This is a genomic window from Streptomyces sp. E-08, assembly GCF_049913095.1.
Taxonomy (GTDB): Bacteria; Actinomycetota; Actinomycetes; order Streptomycetales; family Streptomycetaceae; genus Streptomyces.
Genome location: NZ_CP183971.1, coordinates 2,194,199 through 2,217,799 on the forward strand (window position 1 = coordinate 2,194,199; position 23,601 = coordinate 2,217,799).

Here is a 23,601-nt window from a genome sequence, read left to right on the forward strand (position 1 = left end):
GGTTCCGTTCCGCCATATACGCCCCCCTCGTGAAAGCGCGCACAAGCGCCGTCCTACGATAGGGCCCGTGCAGACCCCCCTCGCCTCCATCGCCCAGCGCTGGACCCCGTCCCCCCGGACGCTCCGGCGCGCCGCGCTCGCCGCCGTCGTGATGAGCGTGCTCATCATCGTCACCGGCGGCGCGGTCCGGCTGACCGGTTCCGGTCTCGGCTGCGACACCTGGCCGAAGTGCACGGACGACAGCCTCATCGTGACGCCCGAGCAGGGCTACCGGGGCGCGATCGAGTTCGGCAACCGGATGCTGACGTACGTCCTGTCGGCGGCCGTCGGCTGGGCGATCGTCGCCGCCCGGTCCACCAAGCCGTGGCGGCGCGGGCTCACCCGGCTCGGCTGGGCCCAGTTCTGGATCGTGATGAGCAACGCCGTCATCGGCGGCATCACGGTGTGGATGGGCCTCAACCCGTGGACGGTGGCCGGCCACTTCATCGCCGCGAACTCCCTTCTCACGGTCGCCGTCATCACCTGGCACCGCACCGGCGAGGGCGACACCGCCCCCCGGCCGCGCGTGCCCCGCCCTGTCCGGAAGCTGTCCTGGGCGATCACGATCGTCTCCGCCCTCCTCATCGTGCTCGGCACGACCGTGACGGGCGCCGGCAAGCACGCCGGTGACAGCAGCGACGTCCCGCGCATGCCGTGGGACTGGACGAACGCCGCCCACGTCCACGCGATCGCCGCCTGGGTCGTCTGCGCCCTCGCGCTCGCCATGTGGCTGGTCCTGCGCGTGGTGGACGCCCCGGACGACACCCGCGCCCGCGCCCGCGACCTGCTGGTCGTGCTGCTCGCGCAGGGGGCCATCGGCTACGTCCAGTACTTCACCGGCGTCCCCGAGCTCCTGGTCGCCGCCCACATGCTCGGCTCCTCGCTGATGTGGATCGCGGTCCTGCGCCTGGCCCTGAGCCTGCGCGAGCGCCCGGCCACCGCCCCGGAGATCCCCGCCCAGGCCGACCCCGAGCTCGCGACCGCCTGAGCCCCGGACCACCTCCGCCGCCATCCGGAACCGCCGGGCCCCGTCACAGGTCCCGGCGGTTCCGTCTGGACGGACACCGGCGCGCGCAGCAGCGCCTCGGGCAGATAACCGGAGCGGACGCCCGGCTCCCACCCGTGCGCCAGGTGCGCGAGCGCGGCCAGCGTGACGGCGCCCGCCGGCAGCAGGGTCCGCGGCGCGGGATCGGCTCCGACGCTCGCGCGGTGCTCCTCCAGCCGGTCCGCGAGCGCCCGCTCGAAGGCCTCGCGGTCGTCGTCGAGCAGCACGCGCAGCAGCCGCTGGTCCGGACCGAGCGCACCCGCCTCGTCGAGCGCCCGCGCCGCGCCCGCCCGCTCCTCCTCGCCCGGCCGGGCCACCGGGACGGGCCCGGGGACGGAACCGGGGTACCGGCCGCTCACGACGGTCAGGTACGCGCACAGCGCGTCCATCTCGGCGAGGTCGGCCGGCTCCGAGACCGCGTCGAACCGCGAGTACGGCACCCCGGAGCGGATCGCGGGGGCGTAGTCCTCCCGGAGCAGCGGGCCGATCACCCTTCGCCGCTCCCACATCAGCCCGCTGATCAGGCACAGCCCGAAGACCTCGACCCACGTCCGGGCGGTCGGCACCCGGTGGCCCCGGTCCCGGCCCTCGTCGAAGAGCTGGTCGTCACTGGAGAGCGTCTCGTCGGCCAGGGGCAGCGGGACGTCCCAGTCCCCCTCGGGGAAGCAGCCGACGCCCAGCACGCCGAGGGCGCACTCCTTCCCGGCCCTCGTCCCGTCGACCTCGTGCCGTGCCACTTCCCGCATGTTCCGCTCCCCGTGCCCTGTTCGATCTTGCGCGGGAACGCTGTCAACGGGGACCGACAGCCCGGTCCGGCCGGGTCACGCCAGCCGGTAGACCCGTTGCGCGTTCTCCGCCGCGATCATCGCCGCCACCCGCTGCGCGTCCGTAAGGGACCAGGCGCCGTCCCTCACCCACTCGCCCAGCACCCGGGTGAGCGCCGCGCGGAAGGCTCCGGCCGCGACCGCGTGCAGCTCGGGCAGCCCCCGGGCGCCGCTGGAGAACAGCAGCTTGCCGAACGGCGCCCGTTCCAGGACCTCGGCGAGGACGGCGGCCGCCCGGGCGCCCGTGTGGGCGAGGACGGGGCCGAGGTCGGCGTACACGTGCGGGTGAAGTCCGGTCAGGTGCGCCGCCGCCCTGTGGTGCGGATAGGCGTGCAGCAGGACGAGGTCGGTACCGAGGCCCGTGGTGGCCGCGGCGAAGTCCGCGAGGACGGCCGGGTCCCGGTCGCCCGTGTGCAGCTGGAGGGGGCGCCCCGCGGTGACCGCGATCCACAGCAGGTGGCGCAGCAGGACCGGGTCGGTGAGCGGGCCGCCGGCCGGGCGGGCGGCCAGCCAGCGCCCCGCGGCGCCGCGCACCTCTCCCGGGCCCGGCGGGTCGGGCGCGCTCGCGAGCCCCCGGCGGACGCCCGAGACGGAGGCGAGGGCCACGGCTCCGGCGGCCGCCGCGTGGACGGCCTCGGCGAGGTGGGCGAGGAAGCCCTCGACGGTGCCCGAGGTGTCGGCGACCTGTTCGGCGAGGCGTTCGAGGCGGACGATCTCGTGGGCCTCGGCGGCGCCCGCGGCGCCGAGCTCGGCGGGGGGCGTGAGGTCGCCGGGGAGCCCGGTGTCGACCAGATAGGTGGAGATCCCGGAGGCGCGGAGCAGCCGGCGGCCGGCCTCGGCGGCGCCGAGTTCCCTGCGGCGGGCGAGGTAGCGGGCGGGCGGGCAGTGCGGTTCCAGGCCGAGGAGCGGCGGGCACCAGCGGCGCACCGCGAAGCCGGTCTGGGTGTCGAAGAAGGTGGTTCCGGAGGCGGGCGGAACCGCGGCACTGCCCGGGTGGGCGCTCAGATGGGCGCCGAGGTGGGCCTCGAAGGTGCCGAGGCCGAGCTCCGTACGGAGCACCCCGTGGCAGTACTGGTCCACCAGGTTCGGCGTGTCGATCATCTCGGGGGGCTCCCTGTGTGGACGTGTCTCCACACGTCCTAACGGGTGAGCCCCGCGCGAGGTTGTTGCCTCAGCTCTGGGAGGCGCCGCCGATCTGGATACCGGCCATCCGGGTCCACTCGTACGGACCGGTGGCGACCTTGGCGGCGAACTCGCCGTCGAACTCCTCGTGGAGGGTCAGGCCGGCCTTCTCGGCGGCCTGCTGCGCGACCGCGTACGTCGGCGCGACGAGGTCGCCCCAGCCGCCGTCCGTGCCGACCAGGACGATGCGGGTGCCCGCCTGGCCGATGTGCGCGAGGTGTCCCTCGGAGCCGCCGTGCGCCTTCGAGAAGGCCTGGATCTCCTTGGCGAGCCTGGCCGCCTTGCGCTCTTCCTTCTTCGTTTCTGCCATGACACGGATGCTACCGAGGGGTAGTTCCACTGGCGACGGCCGGGCCGTGTGGGCTGTCCCACGTGGCCCGGCCGTCGGCCGTACGCGATCGGATGAGCGGGTGGCTCAGCGCAGGAAGGGGTCCACGGCGACCGCCACGAAGAGCAGCGAGACGTAGGTGATGGACCAGTGGAAGAGACGCATCTCCTTGAGCTTGACGCCCGTCACCTCGGCCTTGGCGCGGTTGAGGAGCGCGTGCGCCTCCCAGAGCCACCAGCCGCCGGTGACCAGGGCCACCGCGGTGTAGAACCAGCCCGTGTAGCCCAGCGGGGTGAGCAGCAGGGAGACGGCGACCATGACCCAGCTGTAGATCACGATCTGCTTGGCGACGACCTTGTTGGAGGCGAGCACCGGAAGCATCGGCACGCCCGCGCGTGCGTAGTCGTCCTTCACCTTCATCGACAGCGGCCAGTAGTGCGGCGGCGTCCAGAAGAAGATGACGAGGAAGAGGATGACCGCGGCCCACGACATCGAGTCGGTGACGGCCGACCAGCCGATGAGCACCGGCAGACAGCCGGCGATGCCGCCCCAGACGATGTTCTGGGCGGTGCGCCGCTTCAGGATCATCGTGTAGACCACGACGTAGAAGAGGAGCGCGCCGAGCGAGAGTGCGGCGGACAGCCAGTTGACGAGCAGCCCGAACCAGAGCGTGGAGACCACGGCGAGGGTGAGTCCGAAGACCAGGCCCTCGCGCGGGGTGAGCACACCGGTGACGAGCGGACGCTGGGACGTGCGGTCCATCAGCGCGTCGATGTCGCGGTCGATGTACATGTTCAGCGCGTTTGCGCCGCCCGCGGAGAGGTAGCCGCCGAAGCAGGTGGCGAGCACCAGCCACAGGTCGGGCACGCCCTGCTCGGCGAGGAACATCACCGGAACGGTCGTGATGAGCAGCAGCTCGATGATCCGCGGCTTGGTCAGCGCCACGAATGCCTTGACGCGGGCCCCGAACGGCCGATGGCCCCCCGGGCTGGGAGTCAAGACGACCCCTGCGGGTCGGGACTCGACGGCCGTCACGCACACCCCTGACAGAGAAATTCCCAGCAAGCTCCCCGGGTGAAGACGGGGTAAAGCTTGCGCGTACCACGCCACTGTAGACGTTGCCCAGACGCCGATCTTCGCGGGGGTGGGGTCGTGTTGGTGCGGTACGTCCCAAGGGGTGGACACGGTTCGGGGGCGGCTGCGGGCCCGGCTCGGGAGGCGAACTCCCACGACCACCGGCACTCTTGCTGTGTCCTTTCATTTCTCCGCTCATTTGAGGGGCATGGACACGAAAAGAGGGGCGTTCCGCGGGGGTAGGCTCGACAACGCCGGTACACCCTCAGTCACCGGCTACAGACATGTGGAGAGGAGCCCTGACCCAGGGTGAGCACTAAGCCGACCACCACAGACCTCGAGTGGACCGAGTTGGACCAGCGGGCTGTCGACACCGCCCGCATCCTGGCCGCGGACGCCGTACAGAAGGTCGGCAACGGCCATCCCGGTACGGCGATGAGCCTGGCGCCCGCCGCGTACACCCTCTTCCAGAAGGTGATGCGGCACGACCCGGCCGACCCCGAGTGGGTCGGGCGCGACCGGTTCGTCCTCTCCGCGGGACACTCGTCCCTGACCCTCTACACCCAGCTGTACCTGGGTGGCTTCGGTCTCGAGCTGGACGACCTGAAGGCGTTCCGTACCTGGGGCTCGAAGACCCCCGGACACCCGGAGTACGGCCACACCGCCGCCGTCGAGACGACCACGGGCCCGCTGGGCCAGGGTGTCGCCAACGCCGTGGGCATGGCGATGGCCGCCCGCTACGAGCGCGGTCTGTTCGACCCGGAGGCCGCCACGGGCGCCTCGCCGTTCGACCACCGGATCTACGTGATCGCCGGTGACGGCTGCCTGCAGGAGGGCATCTCCGCGGAGGCCTCCTCCCTCGCCGGCCACCAGAAGCTCGGCAACCTGATCCTGCTGTGGGACGACAACCACATCTCGATCGAGGGCGACACCGAGACCGCCGTGTCCGAGGACACGATGAAGCGGTACGAGGCGTACGGCTGGCACGTCCAGCGCGTCGAGCCGCAGGCGAACGGCGACCTGGACCCGGCCGCGCTGTACGCGGCGGTCAAGGCCGCCGAGGCCGAGACCGAGCGTCCGTCGTTCATCGCGATGCGCTCGATCATCGCCTGGCCCGCCCCGAACGCGCAGAACACCGAGGCCGCGCACGGCTCGGCGCTCGGCGACGAGGAGATCGCGGCCACCAAGCGCGTCCTGGGCTTCGACCCGGAGCAGACCTTCGAGGTCGGCGACGAGGTCATCGCGCACACCCGCGCGCTGGGCGACCGCGGCCGCGAGGCCCGCGCCGCCTGGGAGAAGCAGCTCGCCGAGTGGCGTACGGCCAACCCGGAGCGCGCGGCCGAGTTCGACCGCATCCAGGCGAACGAGCTGCCGGCCGGCTGGGCCGAGAAGCTCCCGGTCTTCGAGGCGGGCAAGGGTGTCGCCACCCGTGCCGCCTCCGGCCAGGTCCTCAAGGCGCTCGGCGCGGTCATCCCGGAGCTGTGGGGCGGCTCGGCCGACCTCGCGGGCTCGAACAACACGACGATCGACAAGGACTCGTCGTTCCTGCCCGAGGGCAACCCGCTGCCGGAGGCCGACAAGTACGGCCGCACGATCCACTTCGGCATCCGCGAGCACTCCATGGCCGCGGAGATGAACGGCATCGCGCTGCACGGCAACACGCGCATCTACGGCGGCACCTTCCTGGTGTTCTCCGACTACATGCGCAACGCGGTGCGCCTCTCCGCGCTGATGCACCTGCCCGTGACGTACGTCTGGACCCACGACTCGATCGGTCTGGGCGAGGACGGCCCGACGCACCAGCCGGTGGAGCACCTCGCCTCGCTGCGCGCGATCCCGGGTCTCAACGTGGTCCGTCCGGCCGACGCCAACGAGACGGCGATCGCCTGGCGCGAGATCATGCAGCGCCACACCAAGGTGTTCGGCAAGGGTGCCCCGCACGGCCTCGCGCTGACCCGCCAGGGCGTGCCGACGTACGCGCCGAACGAGGACACGGTCAAGGGCGGCTACGTGCTGTTCGACGCCGAAGGCGGCGACGCCGAGGTCATCCTGATCGGTACCGGCTCCGAGGTGCACCTGGCCGTCGAGGCCCGCGAGCAGCTCCAGGCCGCCGGTGTCCCGACCCGGGTGGTCTCGATGCCGTCCGTCGAGTGGTTCGAGGAGCAGGACCAGGCGTACAAGGACTCCGTCCTGCCGCCGTCGGTCAGGGCCCGGGTCGCGGTCGAGGCCGGTATCGGTCTCACCTGGCACAAGTACGTCGGTGACGCCGGCCGGATCGTCTCGCTGGAGCACTTCGGTGCCTCGGCGGACGCGAAGGTCCTCTTCCGCGAGTTCGGTTTCACGCCGGAGGCGATCGTCGCCGCCGCGCGGGAATCCGTGGCCGCCGCCGCGCGCTGACGTCCATACGTACGACTTAATGGAGATGCAATTCTCATGACAGACGCTCTCAAGCGCCTCTCCGACGAAGGCGTCGCGATCTGGCTGGACGACCTCTCGCGCAAGCGGATCACGTCCGGCAACCTGGCCGAGCTCATCGACCAGAGCCACGTGGTCGGTGTGACCACGAACCCGTCGATCTTCCAGAAGGCCATCTCCTCGGGTGACGGTTACGAGCAGCAGCTCGTCGACCTCGCCGCCCGCAAGGTGACCGTCGACGAGGCCATCCGCATGATCACGACGGCGGACGTCCGTGACGCCGCCGACATCCTGCGGCCGGTCTTCGAGGCGACGGACGGCCAGGACGGCCGGGTCTCCATCGAGGTCGACCCCCGGCTCGCCCACGAGACGGCCGCGACCATCGCCGAGGCCAAGCAGCTGGCCTGGCTGGTGGACCGCCCCAACACCCTGATCAAGATCCCGGCCACCCAGGCGGGTCTGCCGGCGATCACCGACGTCATCGGCCTCGGCATCAGCGTCAACGTCACGCTGATCTTCTCGCTGGAGCGCTACCGCGCGGTCATGGACGCCTACCTGGCGGGTCTGGAGAAGGCCCGCGAGCGCGGCCTCGACCTCTCCAAGATCCACTCGGTGGCCTCCTTCTTCGTCTCCCGCGTGGATTCGGAGATCGACAAGCGCCTGGACGGCATCGGCACCGACGAGGCCAAGGCGCTCAAGGGCAAGGCCGCCCTGGCCAACGCCCGTCTGGCCTACGAGGCCTTCGAGGAGGTCTTCTCCTCGGAGCGCTGGGCCGCCCTCGACAAGGCGCAGGCCAACAAGCAGCGTCCGCTGTGGGCCTCGACCGGCGTCAAGGACCCGGCGTACAAGGACACCCTGTACGTCGTGGACCTGGTCGCGCCCGGCACGGTGAACACCATGCCGGAGGCGACCCTGGAGGCCACCGCCGACCACGGCGAGGTCACCGGCGACACCATCCGCGGCACCTACGAGCAGTCGCGGGCCGAGCTGGCCGCCGTCGAGAAGCTGGGCATCAGCTACGACGACGTCGTCCAGCTCCTGGAGGACGAGGGCGTCGAGAAGTTCGAGGCGTCCTGGAACGACCTGCTCAAGTCCACCGAGGCGGAGCTGGCGCGCCGCGGATCTTCGGAGGCGTAAGCACTTTGAGCGCAGTCCACGGAGCCAACCCGCTCCGTGACGCCGCAGACCGACGGCTCCCGCGCATCGCGGGGCCGTCGGGTCTGGTGATCTTCGGCGTCACGGGCGATTTGTCCCGTAAGAAGCTGATGCCTGCCGTCTACGACCTGGCCAACCGCGGTCTGCTGCCGCCGGGCTTCTCGCTCGTGGGCTTCGCCCGCCGCGAGTGGGCGGACGAGGACTTCGCGCAGGAGGTCTACGAGGCCGTCAAGCAGCACGCGCGCACCCCCTTCCGCGAGGAGGTGTGGCAGCAGCTGATCCAGGGCATGCGGTTCGTCCAGGGCGACTTCGACGACGACACGGCCTTCGAGCAGCTCAAGTCGACGATCGAGGAGCTCGACAAGGCACAGGGCACGGGCGGCAACTTCGCCTTCTACCTCTCCGTGCCGCCGAAGTTCTTCCCGCTGGTCGTCCAGCAGCTCAAGAAGCACGGCCTCGCCGACCAGAAGGACAACTCCTGGCGCCGCGCGGTCATCGAGAAGCCCTTCGGCCACGACCTGGTGTCCGCCAAGGAGCTCAACGAGGTCGTTCACGAGGTCTTCCCGCCCGAGGCGGTCTTCCGGATCGACCACTACCTCGGCAAGGAGACCGTCCAGAACATCCTGGCGCTCCGCTTCGCCAACACCCTCTTCGAGCCGATCTGGAACCGGTCGTACGTCGACCACGTGCAGATCACCATGGCCGAGGACATCGGCATCGGCGGCCGCGCCGGCTACTACGACGGCATCGGCGCCGCCCGTGACGTCATCCAGAACCACCTGCTCCAGCTGCTCGCGCTGACCGCGATGGAGGAGCCCGCCTCCTTCGACGCCGACGCGCTGGCCGCCGAGAAGACCAAGGTCCTCGGCGCGGTGAAGCTGCCCAAGGACCTGGGCAAGTCCACGGTCCGCGGCCAGTACGCGGCCGGGTGGCAGGGCGGCGCGAAGGCCGTCGGCTACCTCCAGGAGGACGGCATCGACCCCCAGTCGAAGACCGACACCTTCGCGGCCATCAAGCTGGAGATCGACAACCGCCGCTGGGCGGGCGTCCCGTTCTACCTGCGGACCGGCAAGCGCCTGGGCCGCCGCGTCACCGAGATCGCGGTCGTCTTCCAGCGCGCCCCGCACTCCCCCTTCGACCACACCGCGACCGAGGAGCTCGGCCGCAACGCCATCGTGATCCGGGTCCAGCCGGACGAGGGCGTGACGGTGCGGTTCGGCTCCAAGGTGCCCGGCACCCAGATGGAGATCCGGGACGTGTCCATGGACTTCGCCTACGGCGAGTCCTTCACGGAGTCCAGCCCCGAGGCGTACGAGCGGCTCATCCTCGACGTCCTGCTCGGCGACTCCAACCTCTTCCCGCGCGTCGAGGAGGTCGAGCTGTCCTGGAAGATCCTCGACCCGATCGAGCAGTTCTGGGACACGCACGGCAAGCCCGCGCAGTACCAGTCCGGGACGTGGGGTCCGGTCGAGGCGGACGAGATGCTCGCACGAGACGGCAGGAGCTGGCGCCGGCCATGAAGACCGACCTGACGGACACCACGTCCTCCAAGATCAACAAGGCGCTGGTGCTCGGGCGGCGGGCGATCGGCACGCCGGCAGTCGGCATGGTGCTCACCCTCGTGATCGTCACCGACGAGGAGAACGCCTACGACGCGCTGAAGGCGGCCAACGAGGCGTCCCGCGAGCACCCCTCGCGGACCCTCGTCGTCATCAAGAGGGTCTCGCGCTCCCCGCGGGACCGTGCCAAGGCGCGGCTCGACGCCGAGGTCCGCCTCGGCGCCGACGCCAGCACCGGCGAGACGGTGGTGCTCCGGCTGTACGGCGAGGTCGTCGACCACGCCCAGTCGGTGGTGCTGCCGCTGCTCCTCCCGGACGCCCCCGTCGTCGTCTGGTGGCCGGTGAACGCGCCGTCCGACCCGGCGAACGACCCGCTGGGCGCGCTCGCCCAGCGCCGGGTGACCGACACGTACTCCGCCGAGCAGCCCATCCAGGAGCTGACCGCGCGCGCGGACGCGTACACCCCGGGCGACACGGACCTCTCGTGGACCCGGATCACCCCGTGGCGCTCGATGCTGGCCGCCGCGCTCGATCAGGTGGTCTGCGAGGTCACCTCGGCCGAGGTGGAGGGCGAGGAGTTCAACCCGAGCGTCGAGCTGCTCGCGATGTGGCTCGCGGACCGGCTGAAGGTGCCCGTGCGGCGCTCGAAGTCGGCGGGGCCCGGTCTCACCTCCGTACGGATGGAGACCAGCTCCGGCCCGATCGTGCTCGACCGGCCGGACGGCTCGCTCGCGACGCTCTCCATCCAGGGCCAGCCCGACCGTGGGGTGGCGCTCAAGCGCCGCGACACCGCCGAGCTGATCGCGGAGGAGCTGCGCCGGCTCGACCCGGACGACACCTACGCGACGGCGCTCAGGTTCGGTCTGGAACGGCTCGACGAGGAGGCGGCGACCACCGCCCCCGAGGCGGCCCGTCCCACCGTCGAGGAGACCGTGGCCGTGGAGGAGACCGTCGTCGAGGAGGCCCCCGCGGCCAAGCCCGCCGCGAAGAAGTCCCCGGCCAAGAAGGCGGCGGCCAAGTGAGCACCCCTCAGCTGGTCGTCCACCGCGACAAGGAGCTGATGGCGGAGGCCGCCGCGGCCCGGCTCATCACCCGGATCGTGGACGCCCAGGCCTCCCGTGGCTCCGCCTCGGTCGTGCTGACCGGCGGCCGCAACGGCAACGGCCTGCTCGCGGCGCTCGGTGCGGCGCCCGCGCGGGACGCGGTCGACTGGTCGCGGCTCGACCTGTGGTGGGGTGACGAGCGGTTCCTGCCCGAGGGCGACCCCGAGCGGAACGTCACCCAGGCCCGTGCGGCGCTGCTCGACCGGGTGCCGCTCGACCCGGCGCGGGTGCACGCCATGCCGGCCTCGGACGGGCCGTACGGCTCCGACGTCGACGCCGCCGCGGCGGCGTACGCGCAGGAGCTGGCCGCCGCCGCGGGTCCCGGCGACCACGGCGGGGTGCCGTCCTTCGACGTGCTGATGCTGGGCGTCGGCCCGGACACGCACGTGGCCTCGCTCTTCCCCGAGCTGCCGGCGGTCCGCGAGACCGAGCGGACGGTGGTCGGGGTGCACGGCGCACCGAAGCCGCCGCCGGTCCGCGTCTCGCTGACCCTCCCGGCGATCCGGGCGGCGAAGGAGGTCTGGCTGCTCGCGGCCGGCGAGGACAAGGCGAAGGCCGCGGCGATCGCCCTCTCGGGCGCGGGCGAGGTGCAGGCCCCGGCGGCCGGAGCCTACGGCCGCTCGCGGACGCTGTGGCTGCTCGACGCGGCCGCCGCGTCGGAGCTGCCGCGGAGCCTGTATCCGCCGGCCTCGGCCTGACGCACCTGTCCGGAGGCCCGGTTCACCGCTCGGTGAGCCGGGCCTCCGGCGTGTGTACGGGTTCCAGGAAGGGCGTGAGGAGCCCGGGGACGGCCTCGGCGGCGAAGACGAGGCCCTGGCTCTCGCCCGCGTCGAGGATGTCGTACGCGCCGTCGCCCGCCGCCGTGGTGGCGGTGACGGTCAGGATGCCGGCGCGGCGCTGGAAGTACGACCGCTTGACCGTCCAGCCGATGACGCCGGAGCGCTGGAGGGCGACCGTCCTGCGCCGGACCGTACCCGAACGGGTCACCAGGTAGGCGCCGCTGACGCCGTGTCCGAGCCCGCGGTACGCGTCGAGGGCGAAGAGCACGGCGACCGGGGTGAGGACGAGTGCCCAACCGGCCGCCACGTAGAGCAGGACCGGCGTGAGGAGCGGGCCGAGGACGGCGAGGAGCGCGGTGGGCCCCAGGACGCTCCACAGGGCCCAGCGCAGCCGCCGGCCGCGGGCCGCCCGGGGGTGGGCGGCGAGCGGCGCCCCGGTCGGAGGTTCCGGCTCGCTCAGGACCTGGGCGGCGACCCGCTCGGCGAGCTCGCGCGGGACGGCCGGCAGCAGGTTCTTCAGGTCGCCGTGCTTGTCGTCGTCGTCCTGGGCGAGGCCGGTGGCGACGGCGTCGACACGGGCGGCCCCGAACAGCCGCGCCCCGAGCGGCTCGACGAGCTCGATCCCGCGCAGCCTGCGCTCCTCCAGGGTGACCGAGCGGGCGGTGAACAGGCCGCGGCGGACGCGGAGCGTGCCCCCGGGCTCGCGCTCCAGGCGGTAGTTCCACCACATCTCGACCCACAGGCCGAGGGCGCCGACGGCCCCCGCGGCGGTGGCGATCAGGACCAGGTCGAGGATCATCCAGGTCACGGAGACGTCCTGGAAGCGGTCCCCTATCCAGTCGATGACCTTCCCCTGGGCGCCGAACCAGTCGCTGACCTGCATGACGGCACCGGCGGCGGCACCGCCGAGGGCGGGGGCGAGGAAGGACACGGGGGCGTAGCGGATCCAGCGCGGGTCGAGGGTGGCCAGGGCGCTGTCGTGGCCGGTGTCCCCGGGGGCCGCGGTACGGGCGAGGAGCTCCTGGCGAAGCCTTTCGCCCTCCGCGCGGGTGACCAGGTCGAGTTCGAGGGTGGACTCGCCGCCGGTGTGCTCGCCGGTGCCGATGCGGACCTTGACCAGGCCGAGGACGCGCTGGAGCGGGTGGGCGGTGAGGTCGACGCTGCGGATCCGCTCACGGGCCAGGGAACGGCGCTTGAGCAGCAGGAGCCCGGTGTGGAGGTCGACCCGCTCGGGGCCGACGCGGTAGCGGGTGCGGCGCAGCCGGACCCAGTCGGCGGCGGTGCCCACGAGGACGATCAGGGCGGCACCGGCGAGGACCCAGGCGACGGCCTGCCACAGGGGCCTGCCCCCGGCGAGGCCGGCGAACGCCGGGAGGGCCGCGCCGCCGGCCACCCCGCAGAGGACGGCGGCACCGGCGAGGAGGGTGCGCGGGTCGAGCCGCCGCCACTCCTCGCTCATGTGGCGTCCCCGGGGGTGGCCCGGGTGATGAGGGTGAGCCGCTCGGCGAGCTCGGCCGCGAGCTCGTGGTCGAGGCCCTCGATGCGGAGGGCGCCCTTGGCGGAGGCGGTGGTGACGGTGACGGTGGCGAGCCGGAAGGCCTGCTCCAGCGGGCCCCGTACGGTGTCGACGGTCTGGATCCGGGACATCGGGGCGATCCGCCACTCCTGCCAGAGGGCTCCGGTGCGCACGTAGACGGCCTCGTCGGTGACCTCCCAGCGGTGCACCCGGAACCACCAGGCGGGGAAGAACGCGGTGCAGGCGAGGCCCAGGGCCGCCACGGCTCCGGCCGAGAGCAGCAGCCAGGACCGGGCGGGCCCGATCAGCGCACCGAGCACGGCCAGGACCACCACCGGGACGGCGGTGGTCACCAGCAGCCGGGTCCGCCACCAGGTGACGGCCCGCTCGTCGACGGCGTTCCTGGGCGGCCTGAGCCGCACCGCGTTCTCCCCCCTCATGCGTCTACCGTCCGCGCAGCGAGCGGTAGACGGAGACCAGCGCGGCGGTGGAGCTGTCGAGCTGCTCGGCTCCCTCGCCCCCGGTCAGGACCGGCTCGATCTTCTTGGCGAGGACCTTGCCGAGCTCGACGCCCCACTGGTCGAAGGAGTCGATGTTCCAGACGGCGCCCTGGACGAAGACCTTGTGCTCGTAGAGGGCGATCAGCTGGCCGAGGACGGACGGGGTGAGCGCCTCCGCGAGGATCGTGGTGGTCGGGTGGTTGCCCTGGAACGTCTTGTGCGGGACGAGCTCCTCGGCGACGCCCTCGGCACGGACCTCCTCGGGCGTCTTGCCGAAGGCCAGCGCCTGGGTCTGGGCGAAGAAGTTGGCCATGAGCAGGTCGTGCTGGGCGACGAGGCCGGGCAGCAGGTCGTCGACGGGACGGGCGAAGCCGATGAAGTCCGCCGGGATGACCTTGGTGCCCTGGTGGATCAACTGGTAGTAGGCGTGCTGCCCGTTGGTACCGGGGGTGCCCCAGACGACCGGCCCGGTCTGCCAGTCGACGCGGTTGCCCTGGCGGTCCACCGACTTGCCGTTGGACTCCATGTCGAGCTGCTGGAGGTAGGCGGTGAACCTGGACAGGTAGTGGGAGTACGGCAGGACGGCGTGCGACTGGGCGTCGAAGAACGCGCCGTACCAGACGCCGAGGAGGCCGAGGAGCAGCGGGGCGTTCTCCTCGGGCGGGGCGGTGCGGAAGTGCTCGTCGACGAGGTGGAAGCCGTCGAGCATCTCCCGGAAGCGGTCCGGCCCGATGGCGATCATCAGGGAGAGGCCGATGGCGGAGTCGAAGGAGTAGCGGCCGCCGACCCAGTCCCAGAACTCGAACATGTTGGCGGTGTCGATGCCGAACTCCTCGACCTTCCCGGCGTTGGTCGAGAGGGCCACGAAGTGCTGGGCGACGGCTTCCTGACCGGCCCCGAGACCGGTGAGGAGCCAGTCTCGGGCGGAGGTGGCGTTGGTGATCGTCTCGATGGTGGTGAAGGTCTTCGAGGCGACGATGAAGAGCGTCTCGGCGGGGTCGAGGTCGCGGACGGCCTCGTGGAGGTCGGCACCGTCGACGTTGGAGACGAAACGGAGCGTCAGGTCCCGCTGCGTGTACGAGCGCAGGACCTCGTAGGCCATGGCGGGGCCGAGGTCGGAGCCGCCGATGCCGATGTTCACGATGTTCTTGACCGGCTTGCCGGTGTGACCGGTCCACTCGCCCGCGCGGACCCTGTCGGAGAAGGCGCCCATCTTGTCGAGGACGGCGTGGACGCCGGGGACGACGTTCTCCCCGTCGACCTCGATCACGGCCCCGCGGGGGGCGCGCAGCGCGGTGTGGAGGACCGCCCGGTCCTCGGTGGTGTTGATCTTCTCGCCGCGGAACATGGCGTCACGGAGCTCGGCGACGCCGGTGACGGCGGCGAGTTCGCGCAGCAGGGTCAGCGTCTCGTCGGTGACGAGGTGCTTGGAGTGGTCCAGGAGGAGGTCGCCGACGCGCAGGGTGTGGCGGGTGCCCCGCTCGGGGTCGGCGGCGAACAGTTCGCGCAGATGGGTGTCGCCCAGCTGCTCACGGTGCTTGGCGAGAGCCGCCCACTCGGGCAGCCGGTTGAGCCTGGTACGGCCTTCGCTGGTCATCTCGGACATCGCCCATTCCTTCTCAATACTGCTTGTCTGCCCCGCTGCACCCCCAAACCTAATTGATCAGAGGGGCCAACGACGCGACGGCGAGCGCGAACAGCGCCGCCGCGAGGAGGGCCGGCGTGTGCGGTCCGAGGCCGGCGGCCGCCGCGCCGCCGAGGAGGGCCCCGAGCGGGGCGCCCGCCACGGCGAGGGTGCGGAAGGCCGCGGCGATGCGGCCGAGCATCCCCTCGGGGGCGCGCTCCTGCATGAGGGTCGTCTGCTGGACGTTCCACACCGTCCCCATGAAGCCGAACACCGCCATGGCCCCGATCGACACCGCGAGGACGGGCACCGCACCCATCAGGAGCAGGCAGCCGGTCTGGACGGTCCCGGCGAGGAACACGGCGCGTATCCGTCCGGTCCGCTCGGCGATCCGCCGGGCGAGGAAGCCGCCGGCGACGGCTCCCAGCGCGTAGCCGGTGATCGTGGCGGCGTATCCGGCGTTCCCCGCGCGCAGGCCGTCGGTGACGTGGACGACGAGGGTGGCGATGAGCGCCCCCATGCCGACGTTGCAGAGGGTGGTGGCGGTGCAGAGCCGTCTCAGGTGCCGGTCCGCGCGCAGGACGGCGAGCCCCTCGGCCATCTCCTTGCGGAGGGTGGACCCGGCCGGGCGGGGCGGTCGCTCGGGCACGCCGGTCCGCAGGGAGGCGATGAGGAGCGCGGCCAGGACGTACGTGACGGCGTCGGCCGCGTACGGGACGGCGGGCCCGGCGAGGAGCAGGACCGGCACCGCGGGTCCGGCCAGGAGGCCGCCGGCGAGCTGCTGACCGGTCATCAGGCGGGCGTTGGCCCCGGCGAGGGTGTCGGCGGGGACGAGGGCGGGCAGCAGGGCGGTCGCCGCGTTGTCGAAGAGGGTCTGCAGGGTGGTGAGGGCGAAGGCGAGGACGAGCAGCAGGGCGATCGTGGCGTGTCCGAGGGCGACGGCGGCGGCGAAGGCGGCCACGAGTCCGCCGCGGACGAGGTCGACGGCCCACATGGCGCGCCGCTGGTCGACGCGGTCGGCGACGGCCCCGCCGAGGAGCCCGAAGAGGAGCCAGGGCAGGAAGCCGCAGGCGGTGACGGAGGCGATGAGGAAGGGGTCGTCGGTGAGCGAGGCGGCGAGCAGCGGCAGCGCGGCCGTGCGCAGCGAGTCGCCGAACCGCGAGACCACCGCGGCCGTCCACAGCCGCCCGAAGCCGCCCCTCCACGCGGGCGCGGCCCTGGTTCCGCCCACTGCCTCCGTCGTCGCCACGGCGCCCCCTCGGTCGATCTCGTTCTCCGACCGACGGTAGAGGACCCCACTGACAACGGAACGCGCGAACGGGCCTTGCCCGCGAACCGAGTTCGCGGGCAAGGCCCGTTCGTCACACCGTCACACCAGGCTTCAGATCTCGCCCCGCAGCTTGGCGAGCGCCTCGGCGAGGATCGCCTCGCCGTCGGCGTCGCTGCGCCGCTCACGGACATAGGCGAGATGGGTCTTGTACGGCTCCGTGCGCGGCGGGTCCGGCGGGTTGTCCCGGTCCTGACCTGCCGGGAAGCCGCAGCGCGGGCAGTCCCAGGTCTCCGGGATCGCCGCGTCGCTGGCGAAGCTCGGCTGCGTCTCGTGCCCGTTCGAGCACCAGAACGAGATGCGGGCGCGCGGCGCAGATTCGCCTCGCTCGGCCTCGCCCATCGGCCCCGCTCCGACCCGGCTTCCCCGGATCGCGTTGCCACTTGCCACGGTCGTAACTCCCTGCGTGATGGTGCTCGAAGATGCCCCAGTCTACGTAAGGCCCAACGCGCGTCCAGTGATTGGAGTTACCCGTCCAACTTCATCAGCAGACCAAGTACCACAATGCAGGCGAACCAGAGCAGACCGACCACGACGGTGATGCGGTCCAGATTCCGCTCGGCGACCGAGGAGCCACCGACGGAGGACTGCATTCCGCCACCGAACATGTCGGAGAGGCCGCCACCCTTCCCCTTGTGCATCAGCACGAGCAGCATCAGCAGCCCGCTGAAGACGATGAGGGCGATCGAGAACCCCATAACCACGGCTGGACCAACTTCCTCGGACTTATACGGACGGGGGCCGGGCACCTGCCCGACCCCCGCAAGGGTACGACGTAACTCCGCTACCGCATACTCACTGGTCGCGGAAGCGCGCGATCTTGACGAACTCGTCGGCGTCCAGCGCCGCGCCGCCCACCAGGGCGCCGTCGACGTCCGGCTGCGCCATGATCGCGGCGACGTTGCCGGCCTTGACCGAGCCGCCGTACTGGATGCGGACCTTGTCGGCCAGCTCCTGCGAGTACAGCTCGGCGAGGCGGCCGCGGATCGCCCCGCAGACCTCCTGGGCGTCCTCGGGGGTGGCGACCTCGCCGGTGCCGATGGCCCACACCGGCTCGTACGCGATCACGATCGTCTCGGCCTGCTCGGCCGGGACGTCCTTCAGGCCGCCGTCGACCTGGGCCAGGGTGTACTCGACCTGGTTGCCCGCCTTGCGGACGTCCAGGCCCTCGCCGACGCAGAGGATCGGGGTGACGCCGTGCTTGAAGGCGGCCTTCACCTTGGCGTTGCAGACCTCGTCGTTCTCGGCGTGGTACTGGCGGCGCTCGGAGTGGCCGACGGCGACGTAGGCGCACTTCAGCTTGGACAGCATCAGGCCCGAGATCTCGCCGGTGTAGGCACCGGAGTCGTGCGCCGAGATGTCCTGGGCGCCGTACTTGATCTTGAGCTTGTCGCCGTCGATCAGGGTCTGGACCGACCGCAGGTCGGTGAAGGGAACCAGGACCGCGACCTCACAGGCGTCGTAGTCCTTGTCGGTCAGGGCGAAGGCGAGCTTCTGGACGTGGGCGATGGCCTCGAGGTGGTTGAGGTTCATCTTCCAGTTGCCCGCCATCAGCGGGGTGCGGGTGGTCATAAGGGGGTCAGTCCTCCAGTGCGACGAGGCCGGGGAGCTTCTTGCCCTCGAGGTATTCGAGGGAGGCGCCGCCGCCGGTCGAGATGTGTCCGAACGCGTTCTCGTCGAAGCCCAGGGTGCGGACGGCCGCGGCGGAGTCACCACCGCCGACGACGCTGAAGCCCGGGGATTCGACGAGGGCCTGGGCCACGGCCCGGGTGCCCTCGGCGTAGTCGGGGTGCTCGAAGACGCCCATCGGACCGTTCCAGAAGACGGTGGCGGCGTCGGCGAGCTTCGACGCGTACAGCTTGTCGGTCTCGGGGCCGTTGTCCAGGCCCATGAAACCGGCGGGCATGGCGTCCGCGGGCACCGTGCGGTGCTCGGTCGGGGCCTTGCCCTTGAGGTCCGGGAACTGCGCGGAGACCACGACGTCGACGGGGAGCACGAACTCCACGCCCTTGTCCTCGGCGCGCTTGAGGTATTCGAGCACCGCCGGGATCTGGTCCTCCTGGAGCAGCGAGCTGCCGACCTCGTGGCCCTGGGCCTTGAGGAAGGTGTACGCCATGCCGCCGCCGATCAGGATGCGGTCGGCGCGCTCCAGGAGGTGGTCGATGACCCCGAGCTTGTCGGAGACCTTGGAGCCGCCGAGCACGACCGCGTACGGCCGCTGGACGTCCTCCGTGAGCTTCTTCAGGACGCCGACCTCGGTGGCGATGAGGTAGCCGGCGGCGTGCGGGAGGCGCGCCGGGAGGTCGAAGACCGAGGCGTGCTTGCGGTGCACGGCGCCGAAGCCGTCGCCGACGTACAGGTCGGCGAGGGAGGCCAGGGCGTCCGCGAAGGCGCCGCGCTCGGCGTCGTCCTTCGAGGTCTCGCCGGCGTTGAAGCGGAGGTTCTCGATGACGGCCACCTGGCCGTCGGCGAGGCCCGCGACAGTGGCCTTGGCCGAGTCGCCGACGGTGTCGGTCGCGAACGCCACCTCGGCACCCAGCAGTTCGCCGAGGCGTGCGGCGGCCGGGGCGAGCGAGAACGCCGGGTCCGGGGCACCCTTGGGGCGCCCCAGGTGCGAGGCGACCACGACACGGGCGCCGGCGCGGGCGAGCGCCTCGACCGTGGGGACGACGGCGCGGATGCGGCCGTCGTCGGTGATCGTGGTGCCGTCGAGCGGCACGTTGAGGTCGGCACGCACGAACACGCGCTTGCCTTCGACGCCCTCTTCGAGGAGCTCGTCGATCGTCTTCATCTGTTAACAGACTCCTTGGTACGCGGTGGAGCACACAAACAGGGCTCGCACAGCGCATCGTCGCGCTGCCCGAGCCCTGCTCCCATCGAAAACCTGCCCTGAAGCTTAGAGCTGGCCGCCGACGAAGACGGTGAGGTCGACGAGACGGTTGGAGTAGCCCCACTCGTTGTCGTACCAGCCGAGGATCTTGACCGTGCTGCCGTCCTGGACCATCGTCAGGGAGGCGTCGAAGGTACAGGACGCCGGGTCGCTGACGATGTCGGAGGAGACGATCGGGTCCTCGGTGTAGAACAGGATGCCCTTGAGGTCGCCGTCGTCGGCGGCCTTCTTGAACGCGGCGTTGACCTCGTCCTTGGTGACGTCGCGGTCGAGGGTGACGACCAGGTCGGTGGCGGAGCCGGTCGGGACCGGGACGCGCATCGCGATGCCGTCGAGCTTGCCCTTGAGCTGCGGCAGGACCAGGGCGGTGGCCTTGGCGGCGCCCGTCGTGGTCGGGATGATGTTCTCCGCGGCGGCGCGGGCGCGGCGCAGGTCCTTGTGCGGGAAGTCCAGGATGCGCTGGTCGTTGGTGTACGCGTGGACCGTCGTCATGAGGCCCTTGACGATGCCGAAGTTCTCGTCGAGGACCTTGGCCATCGGCGCGACACAGTTGGTGGTGCAGGAGGCGTTCGAGATGACGTCGTGCTGCGCCGGGTCGTACTTGTCCTGGTTGACGCCCATGACGATGGTGATGTCCTCGTCGGTGGCCGGAGCCGAGATGAGGACCTTCTTGGCGCCGCCGGCGAGGTGCTTCGCGGCGTCGGCCTTCTTGGTGAAGATGCCGGTCGACTCGATGACGATGTCGACGCCCAGGTCGCCCCAGGGGATGTCGGCCGGGTCGCGCTCGGACAGCACCTTGATGGTGTGACCGTCGACGGTGATGGTGTCGGCGGTGTGGGTCACCTCGGCCTTGAGACGGCCCAGGATGGTGTCGTACTTCAGCAGGTGTGCCGTGGTCGCGGTGTCGCCGAGGTCGTTGACAGCCACGATCTCGATGTCAGCACCCTGCTCAAGGAGCGCGCGGAAGTAGTTCCGGCCGATGCGGCCAAAGCCGTTGATGCCTACGCGGATCGTCACGAACCGATCTCCTCGTTAGGAACGCCGGTGTATCGACGCCGGCGAGATTTTTGTTTTTTGGGATGTCCCCGACCGCTTACGACCCTACCTCCCCGGCTGCCCGCCGGTGACATCCCGCGCAGCCGTACGAGCCCGGAAAGTGAGGGAGAACGGCCGACGGCCCGTACCTACCAACGGGTACGGGCCGACGTGGGACCTTTGTCCCCACTACTCTCCGTCAGCGCCGGAGCACCGCGAGGGCGCGGCCGACGAGCCGTGCGCGCTCCGCGGATCCGGGCACGTGCTCCAGGCCGTAGCCGAGGAGGACGGTGTCGCGCGTGGTGACCGCGGCCTGGGAGTGGAAGAGCGCTCCGGAGCGCGTCCAGTCGGAGGCGTTGCCGGGGCTGCCGGCCGGTGCGCCCGGCGTGGACCAGGCACCGAGGGAGGTCTCGAAGCCCTCGGCCTCGGTGCTGCTCCCGGTGACGAGCCGGGTGTCGTCGACGAACACGCCCGTCTCCCCCGTACCGGGGTCGGAGACGTACGAGATCGCGAGCTCGACCTTCTTGCCGGCCCAGGCGCTCAGGTCGACGGAGGCCTGCCGCCAGCCGTTGGACGGGCCGGTGAAGGCGTTCCAGGCGCCGGTGGTGCCGGTGGGCGCGCAGCCGTCCTCGCCGACGGTGAGGTAGTGGGCGAGGAAGGGGTGGCCGCGGACGTAGAAGCCCTCGCCGCAGTCGGCGGGCGGCTCGGTGGACGTCCCGCCGTGGGTGTCGGGCAGGGTGGTCCAGTCGTCCTGGCCGACGGTGTGGGCCTCGACGACGAGGTTGTCGTAGCCGGGCTCGGTGTCGTAGCTGACCTGGAAGTCCAGGCGCGGCCCGGAGGCGGCGGCGACGGCGGTGAGGTCGACGGTCCTGGCGAGCCGGGCCCAGGTGTCGTCGGTGTGCTTGACGGCCGCGAAGGTCGCGCCCTCGGCGGGCTCGAAGGGGGTGCGGATGCCCGGGTAGTCACCGGCGGAGGCGCTGTCGGCGAACTGCGGGAAGTCCTTCGGCTTCAGGGTGTCCGAGGTGACGGTGTACGCGCCCGCGTTGTCGAGGGGGTTGTCGTCGGCGGCGGCGAGCGACGCGCCGGTGCCGGCGAAGGCGCCCGAGCCGGAGAAGGCGGGCGGGTTCTTGAGGCCCGCCCGGTGGTAGGCGCCGAGGTAGTACTGGGCGAAGTCGTTGGTCTCGGCGAGGCCGACCTCGGTGAGCCCGCCGGACTTCTCGCCGGCGTTGATGAGCTTGCCGCCCTCGTTGAGGTAGGCGCGGACGGCGAGCTGTGCGGCGCCGTCGGGGCGCTCGGCGCCGGTGTACCAGACGACGGTGCGGAAGTGGGAGAGCACGCCGAGGGCGTCGGGGGCGCCCTGGGTGGCGACGTCCCAGACGGCTGCCCCGCGCTTGTTGGCGGCGAGCGCCTTCACGTACGCGGCGGTGTGCCGGGCGGCGGTGGTGCCGCCCTCGTCGGCGAGGACGAGCACGTCACCGCGCGGGCGCTCGGCCACCTTGTACGTGAAGGGGGCGGAGGAGGTGGCCCGGCCCTCCCGGGTGCGGGCGGTGAACCAGACCTCGACGGAGTCGCCGGGGCGGGCGCCTGCGACCTCGGAGCGGTACTCGTCGAAGTAGAGGTTGTCGTCGCCGCCGTAGGTCTCGCCGCCCCTCCAGGCCTCCAGCGCCTCGCTGTGGGTGCGGCCGCCGTTGATCCGGTACTTGAGGGTCTTGGCGCGCAGCGACTTGCGGGCGGTGACGGCGACCTCCTGCTCCTCGCCGCGGGCGTAGGAGGTGGTGAAGGTCTTCGGGGTGAGGTCGGGGGCGTCGATGCCGACCGGGGAGACGGGCCGGTCCGGGTGGGCGGAGGTCTCGGCGACGGCGAGCGCGAAGGGGACGTTCTTGGCGAACTCGGCCTGGATCAGCTTCTCGTCGTCCGGGAAGGTGAAGACGGAGGCGCACTCGGCCGGGTTCCAGGCGTCGTTCGGGTCGACGCGGGAGGCGGTGGTGCAGGTCGACATCTCCGGGGTGAACATCTGCATCCCGTTGACGTTGGCGGCGTGTCCGTCCGCCTCGCCGTTGGTGATGTACAGCTCCGAGGAGACCTGCGGCCGGTAGCCGGGCACGGCGGAGTTCTGCGGGGTGCCGGCGAGGGCCTTGAGGGCCACGTCGTCGGGGGTGTCGGTGGCGACCTGCCAGCCCACGCCGTACAGCAGGAGCTGGGCGGCGGAGTGGTAGTTGACGCCGTACGCGAAGCCGATGCGCTTCTGGAAGGCGTCCAGGGCCCTGGTCTCGGGCTCCGACATGGCGGCCTTGCCGCGGAAGGTCTCGTCCGCCGGGTCGGGGGACGAGCCCTCGTTGTCGTAGCCCCACTTGTAGGCGAAGTTGCGGTTGAGGTCGACTCCGTCGCCGGGGCCGATCTTCCCGTCGCCGTCGTTGTCGCGGAGGTTCTTCCGCCACTGCCGGTGGTCGGGGTCGGCGTGTGTGAAGTCGTAGCCGTCCGGGTTGGCGGAGAGCACGAACCACAGCTCGGTGGAGTCGACGATGCGGGTGATCCGCTCGTCCTTGCCGTAGTTGTCGAGGTAGTAGTGCATCAGCCGCCGGGTCATCTCCGGGGTGATCCACTCGCGCGCGTGCTGGTTGGACATGTACAGCGTGGCGGGCTTCGAGCCGTCCTTGGCGCGCTGGGCGCCCCTGGTCAGCTTGAGGGCGAGGATGTCCTGACCCTTGAGGGTCTTGCCGATGGAGACGACCTTGGTCAGTCCGGGGTGGGCCCGCGCGGTGTCCAGGATCTCCTGCTTGAGGCCGTTCGGGCCTCCGTACGGGCGGAAGACGCCGTCCCCGGCCGCGGCGACCCGCTTCTCGGCCTGGGCGCCGATGCTGTGCTCGGCGATCTCGACGCCCTGGCCGCGCAGCTGCCCGGCCTGCCGGCCGGTGAGGAAGAGCTCGACCGTCGCGGATCCCTTCGCCGGGACCTGCTCGGTGAGTTCGTGGGCGTCGGCACCGGCGTCGAGGAGCAGCGGGACCTGCTCCTTGGTGACCTCGGCACGCCAGACGGAGAGGGCGTCGCCGCCGTCCCGGTCGTTCGGCTGCGCTCCGGCGGCGGGTGCCGCCGCCACTCCGGCGATCAGCAGTGAAGCCGCGGCGAGGATCGATCTCGCTCTGCGTCTCATGAGCCCCCCTTGCTGTTGTCTGTCACGAAGGTGAACAGACGCCAGGCTCTTGGGC

General features: G+C 71.5%; 19 protein-coding genes and 1 pseudogene. 6 read left to right on the forward strand and 14 right to left on the reverse strand.

What is annotated here, in order from left to right; genetic code table 11:
• Nucleotides 1-58 precede the first annotated feature (58 nt).
• Nucleotides 59-1,027 (forward strand): COX15/CtaA family protein, encoded by a 969-nt coding sequence (locus ACN9MM_RS10060; protein ID WP_426368709.1) that lies wholly within the window; start codon nt 59-61, stop codon nt 1,025-1,027.
• 101 nt (nt 1,028-1,128) lie between these two features.
• On the opposite strand, the pseudogene ACN9MM_RS10065 reads toward ACN9MM_RS10060, so the two are convergent.
• The 4 genes and pseudogenes from ACN9MM_RS10065 to ACN9MM_RS10080 form a co-directional block, all read right to left on the reverse strand.
• Nucleotides 1,129-1,830, reverse strand: a pseudogene (locus tag ACN9MM_RS10065) (immunity 49 family protein); the annotation flags it as partial.
• Nucleotides 1,831-1,905: 75 nt separating this feature from the next.
• Nucleotides 1,906-3,009, reverse strand: a complete 1,104-nt coding sequence (locus ACN9MM_RS10070) for an amidohydrolase (RefSeq protein ID WP_426363296.1) — start codon at nt 3,007-3,009, stop codon at nt 1,906-1,908.
• Nucleotides 3,010-3,079: 70 nt separating this feature from the next.
• The gene (locus ACN9MM_RS10075; protein ID WP_426363297.1) at nt 3,080-3,400 is read right to left on the reverse strand and encodes a hypothetical protein; all 321 of its coding nucleotides are present in this window, start codon (nt 3,398-3,400) and stop codon (nt 3,080-3,082) included.
• Between the two features lie 105 nt (nt 3,401-3,505).
• Nucleotides 3,506-4,453: a heme o synthase gene (locus tag ACN9MM_RS10080; protein WP_426363298.1), complete on the reverse strand. Its 948-nt coding sequence runs from the start codon at nt 4,451-4,453 to the stop codon at nt 3,506-3,508.
• A 348-nt stretch (nt 4,454-4,801) separates the two neighbouring features.
• Between ACN9MM_RS10080 and tkt the strand changes: the two genes are divergently transcribed.
• Genes tkt through pgl form a run of 5 tightly spaced genes read left to right on the forward strand, consistent with a single transcriptional unit; the run spans nt 4,802 to nt 11,422 of the window.
• The gene (gene tkt, locus ACN9MM_RS10085; RefSeq protein ID WP_426363299.1) at nt 4,802-6,889 is read left to right on the forward strand and encodes a transketolase; all 2,088 of its coding nucleotides are present in this window, start codon (nt 4,802-4,804) and stop codon (nt 6,887-6,889) included.
• Nucleotides 6,890-6,925: 36 nt separating this feature from the next.
• The gene (gene tal, locus ACN9MM_RS10090; protein WP_426363300.1) at nt 6,926-8,044 is read left to right on the forward strand and encodes a transaldolase; all 1,119 of its coding nucleotides are present in this window, start codon (nt 6,926-6,928) and stop codon (nt 8,042-8,044) included.
• A gap of 5 nt (nt 8,045-8,049) precedes the next feature.
• Nucleotides 8,050-9,582 carry a glucose-6-phosphate dehydrogenase gene (zwf, locus tag ACN9MM_RS10095; protein WP_382868126.1) on the forward strand — a complete coding sequence of 511 codons (1,533 nt, stop codon included), beginning with the start codon at nt 8,050-8,052 and terminating at the stop codon, nt 9,580-9,582.
• Nucleotides 9,579-10,643 carry a glucose-6-phosphate dehydrogenase assembly protein OpcA gene (gene opcA, locus ACN9MM_RS10100; protein ID WP_426363301.1) on the forward strand — a complete coding sequence of 355 codons (1,065 nt, stop codon included), beginning with the start codon at nt 9,579-9,581 and terminating at the stop codon, nt 10,641-10,643. Before zwf ends, opcA begins: the two co-directional genes overlap by 4 nt.
• The gene (pgl, locus tag ACN9MM_RS10105) at nt 10,640-11,422 is read left to right on the forward strand and encodes a 6-phosphogluconolactonase (protein WP_426363302.1); all 783 of its coding nucleotides are present in this window, start codon (nt 10,640-10,642) and stop codon (nt 11,420-11,422) included. Before opcA ends, pgl begins: the two co-directional genes overlap by 4 nt.
• A 22-nt stretch (nt 11,423-11,444) precedes the next feature.
• Here the strand turns inward: pgl and ACN9MM_RS10110 are convergent, their stop codons facing one another.
• From ACN9MM_RS10110 to ACN9MM_RS10155, 10 genes are all read right to left on the reverse strand, one after another.
• The gene (locus tag ACN9MM_RS10110; RefSeq protein WP_426363303.1) at nt 11,445-12,962 is read right to left on the reverse strand and encodes a PH domain-containing protein; all 1,518 of its coding nucleotides are present in this window, start codon (nt 12,960-12,962) and stop codon (nt 11,445-11,447) included.
• Nucleotides 12,959-13,459 carry a PH domain-containing protein gene (locus ACN9MM_RS10115; RefSeq protein WP_426363304.1) on the reverse strand — a complete coding sequence of 167 codons (501 nt, stop codon included), beginning with the start codon at nt 13,457-13,459 and terminating at the stop codon, nt 12,959-12,961. Before ACN9MM_RS10115 ends, ACN9MM_RS10110 begins: the two co-directional genes overlap by 4 nt.
• 4 nt (nt 13,460-13,463) lie before the next feature.
• The gene (gene pgi, locus ACN9MM_RS10120; protein ID WP_426363305.1) at nt 13,464-15,125 is read right to left on the reverse strand and encodes a glucose-6-phosphate isomerase; all 1,662 of its coding nucleotides are present in this window, start codon (nt 15,123-15,125) and stop codon (nt 13,464-13,466) included.
• Between the two features lie 49 nt (nt 15,126-15,174).
• Nucleotides 15,175-16,392, reverse strand: a complete 1,218-nt coding sequence (locus ACN9MM_RS10125) for an MFS transporter (RefSeq protein ID WP_426363306.1) — start codon at nt 16,390-16,392, stop codon at nt 15,175-15,177.
• Between the two features lie 132 nt (nt 16,393-16,524).
• Nucleotides 16,525-16,860, reverse strand: coding sequence for an RNA polymerase-binding protein RbpA (locus ACN9MM_RS10130; protein ID WP_071891222.1), 336 nt, complete (start codon nt 16,858-16,860; stop codon nt 16,525-16,527).
• Nucleotides 16,861-16,937: 77 nt separating this feature from the next.
• Nucleotides 16,938-17,168: a preprotein translocase subunit SecG gene (secG, locus tag ACN9MM_RS10135; protein ID WP_017238647.1), complete on the reverse strand. Its 231-nt coding sequence runs from the start codon at nt 17,166-17,168 to the stop codon at nt 16,938-16,940.
• Between the two features lie 97 nt (nt 17,169-17,265).
• Nucleotides 17,266-18,042 (reverse strand): triose-phosphate isomerase, encoded by a 777-nt coding sequence (tpiA, locus tag ACN9MM_RS10140; RefSeq protein ID WP_426363307.1) that lies wholly within the window; start codon nt 18,040-18,042, stop codon nt 17,266-17,268.
• A 7-nt stretch (nt 18,043-18,049) separates the two neighbouring features.
• A complete protein-coding gene (locus tag ACN9MM_RS10145; protein ID WP_426363308.1) occupies nt 18,050-19,261 on the reverse strand; it encodes a phosphoglycerate kinase in 1,212 nt (403 codons plus the stop codon).
• Between the two features lie 105 nt (nt 19,262-19,366).
• A complete protein-coding gene (gene gap, locus ACN9MM_RS10150) occupies nt 19,367-20,377 on the reverse strand; it encodes a type I glyceraldehyde-3-phosphate dehydrogenase (RefSeq protein WP_426363309.1) in 1,011 nt (336 codons plus the stop codon).
• A 217-nt stretch (nt 20,378-20,594) separates the two neighbouring features.
• The gene (locus tag ACN9MM_RS10155; RefSeq protein ID WP_426363310.1) at nt 20,595-23,546 is read right to left on the reverse strand and encodes a M14 family zinc carboxypeptidase; all 2,952 of its coding nucleotides are present in this window, start codon (nt 23,544-23,546) and stop codon (nt 20,595-20,597) included.
• Nucleotides 23,547-23,601: the final 55 nt, after the last annotated feature.

Excerpts from the sequence above, each read along its gene's own strand:
- ACN9MM_RS10070 (WP_426363296.1), bottom strand. The coding sequence starts at position 3,009 with ATGATCGACACGCCGAACCTGGTGGACCAGTACTGCCACGGGGTGCTC.
- ACN9MM_RS10075 (WP_426363297.1), bottom strand. The coding sequence starts at position 3,400 with ATGGCAGAAACGAAGAAGGAAGAGCGCAAGGCGGCCAGGCTCGCCAAG.
- tal (WP_426363300.1), top strand. The coding sequence starts at position 6,926 with ATGACAGACGCTCTCAAGCGCCTCTCCGACGAAGGCGTCGCGATCTGG.
- opcA (WP_426363301.1), top strand. The coding sequence starts at position 9,579 with ATGAAGACCGACCTGACGGACACCACGTCCTCCAAGATCAACAAGGCG.
- ACN9MM_RS10110 (WP_426363303.1), bottom strand. The coding sequence starts at position 12,962 with ATGAGCGAGGAGTGGCGGCGGCTCGACCCGCGCACCCTCCTCGCCGGT.
- ACN9MM_RS10115 (WP_426363304.1), bottom strand. The coding sequence starts at position 13,459 with ATGAGGGGGGAGAACGCGGTGCGGCTCAGGCCGCCCAGGAACGCCGTC.
- pgi (WP_426363305.1), bottom strand. The coding sequence starts at position 15,125 with ATGTCCGAGATGACCAGCGAAGGCCGTACCAGGCTCAACCGGCTGCCC.
- secG (WP_017238647.1), bottom strand. The coding sequence starts at position 17,168 with ATGGGGTTCTCGATCGCCCTCATCGTCTTCAGCGGGCTGCTGATGCTG.
- tpiA (WP_426363307.1), bottom strand. The coding sequence starts at position 18,042 with ATGACCACCCGCACCCCGCTGATGGCGGGCAACTGGAAGATGAACCTC.
- ACN9MM_RS10145 (WP_426363308.1), bottom strand. The coding sequence starts at position 19,261 with ATGAAGACGATCGACGAGCTCCTCGAAGAGGGCGTCGAAGGCAAGCGC.
- ACN9MM_RS10155 (WP_426363310.1), bottom strand. The coding sequence starts at position 23,546 with ATGAGACGCAGAGCGAGATCGATCCTCGCCGCGGCTTCACTGCTGATC.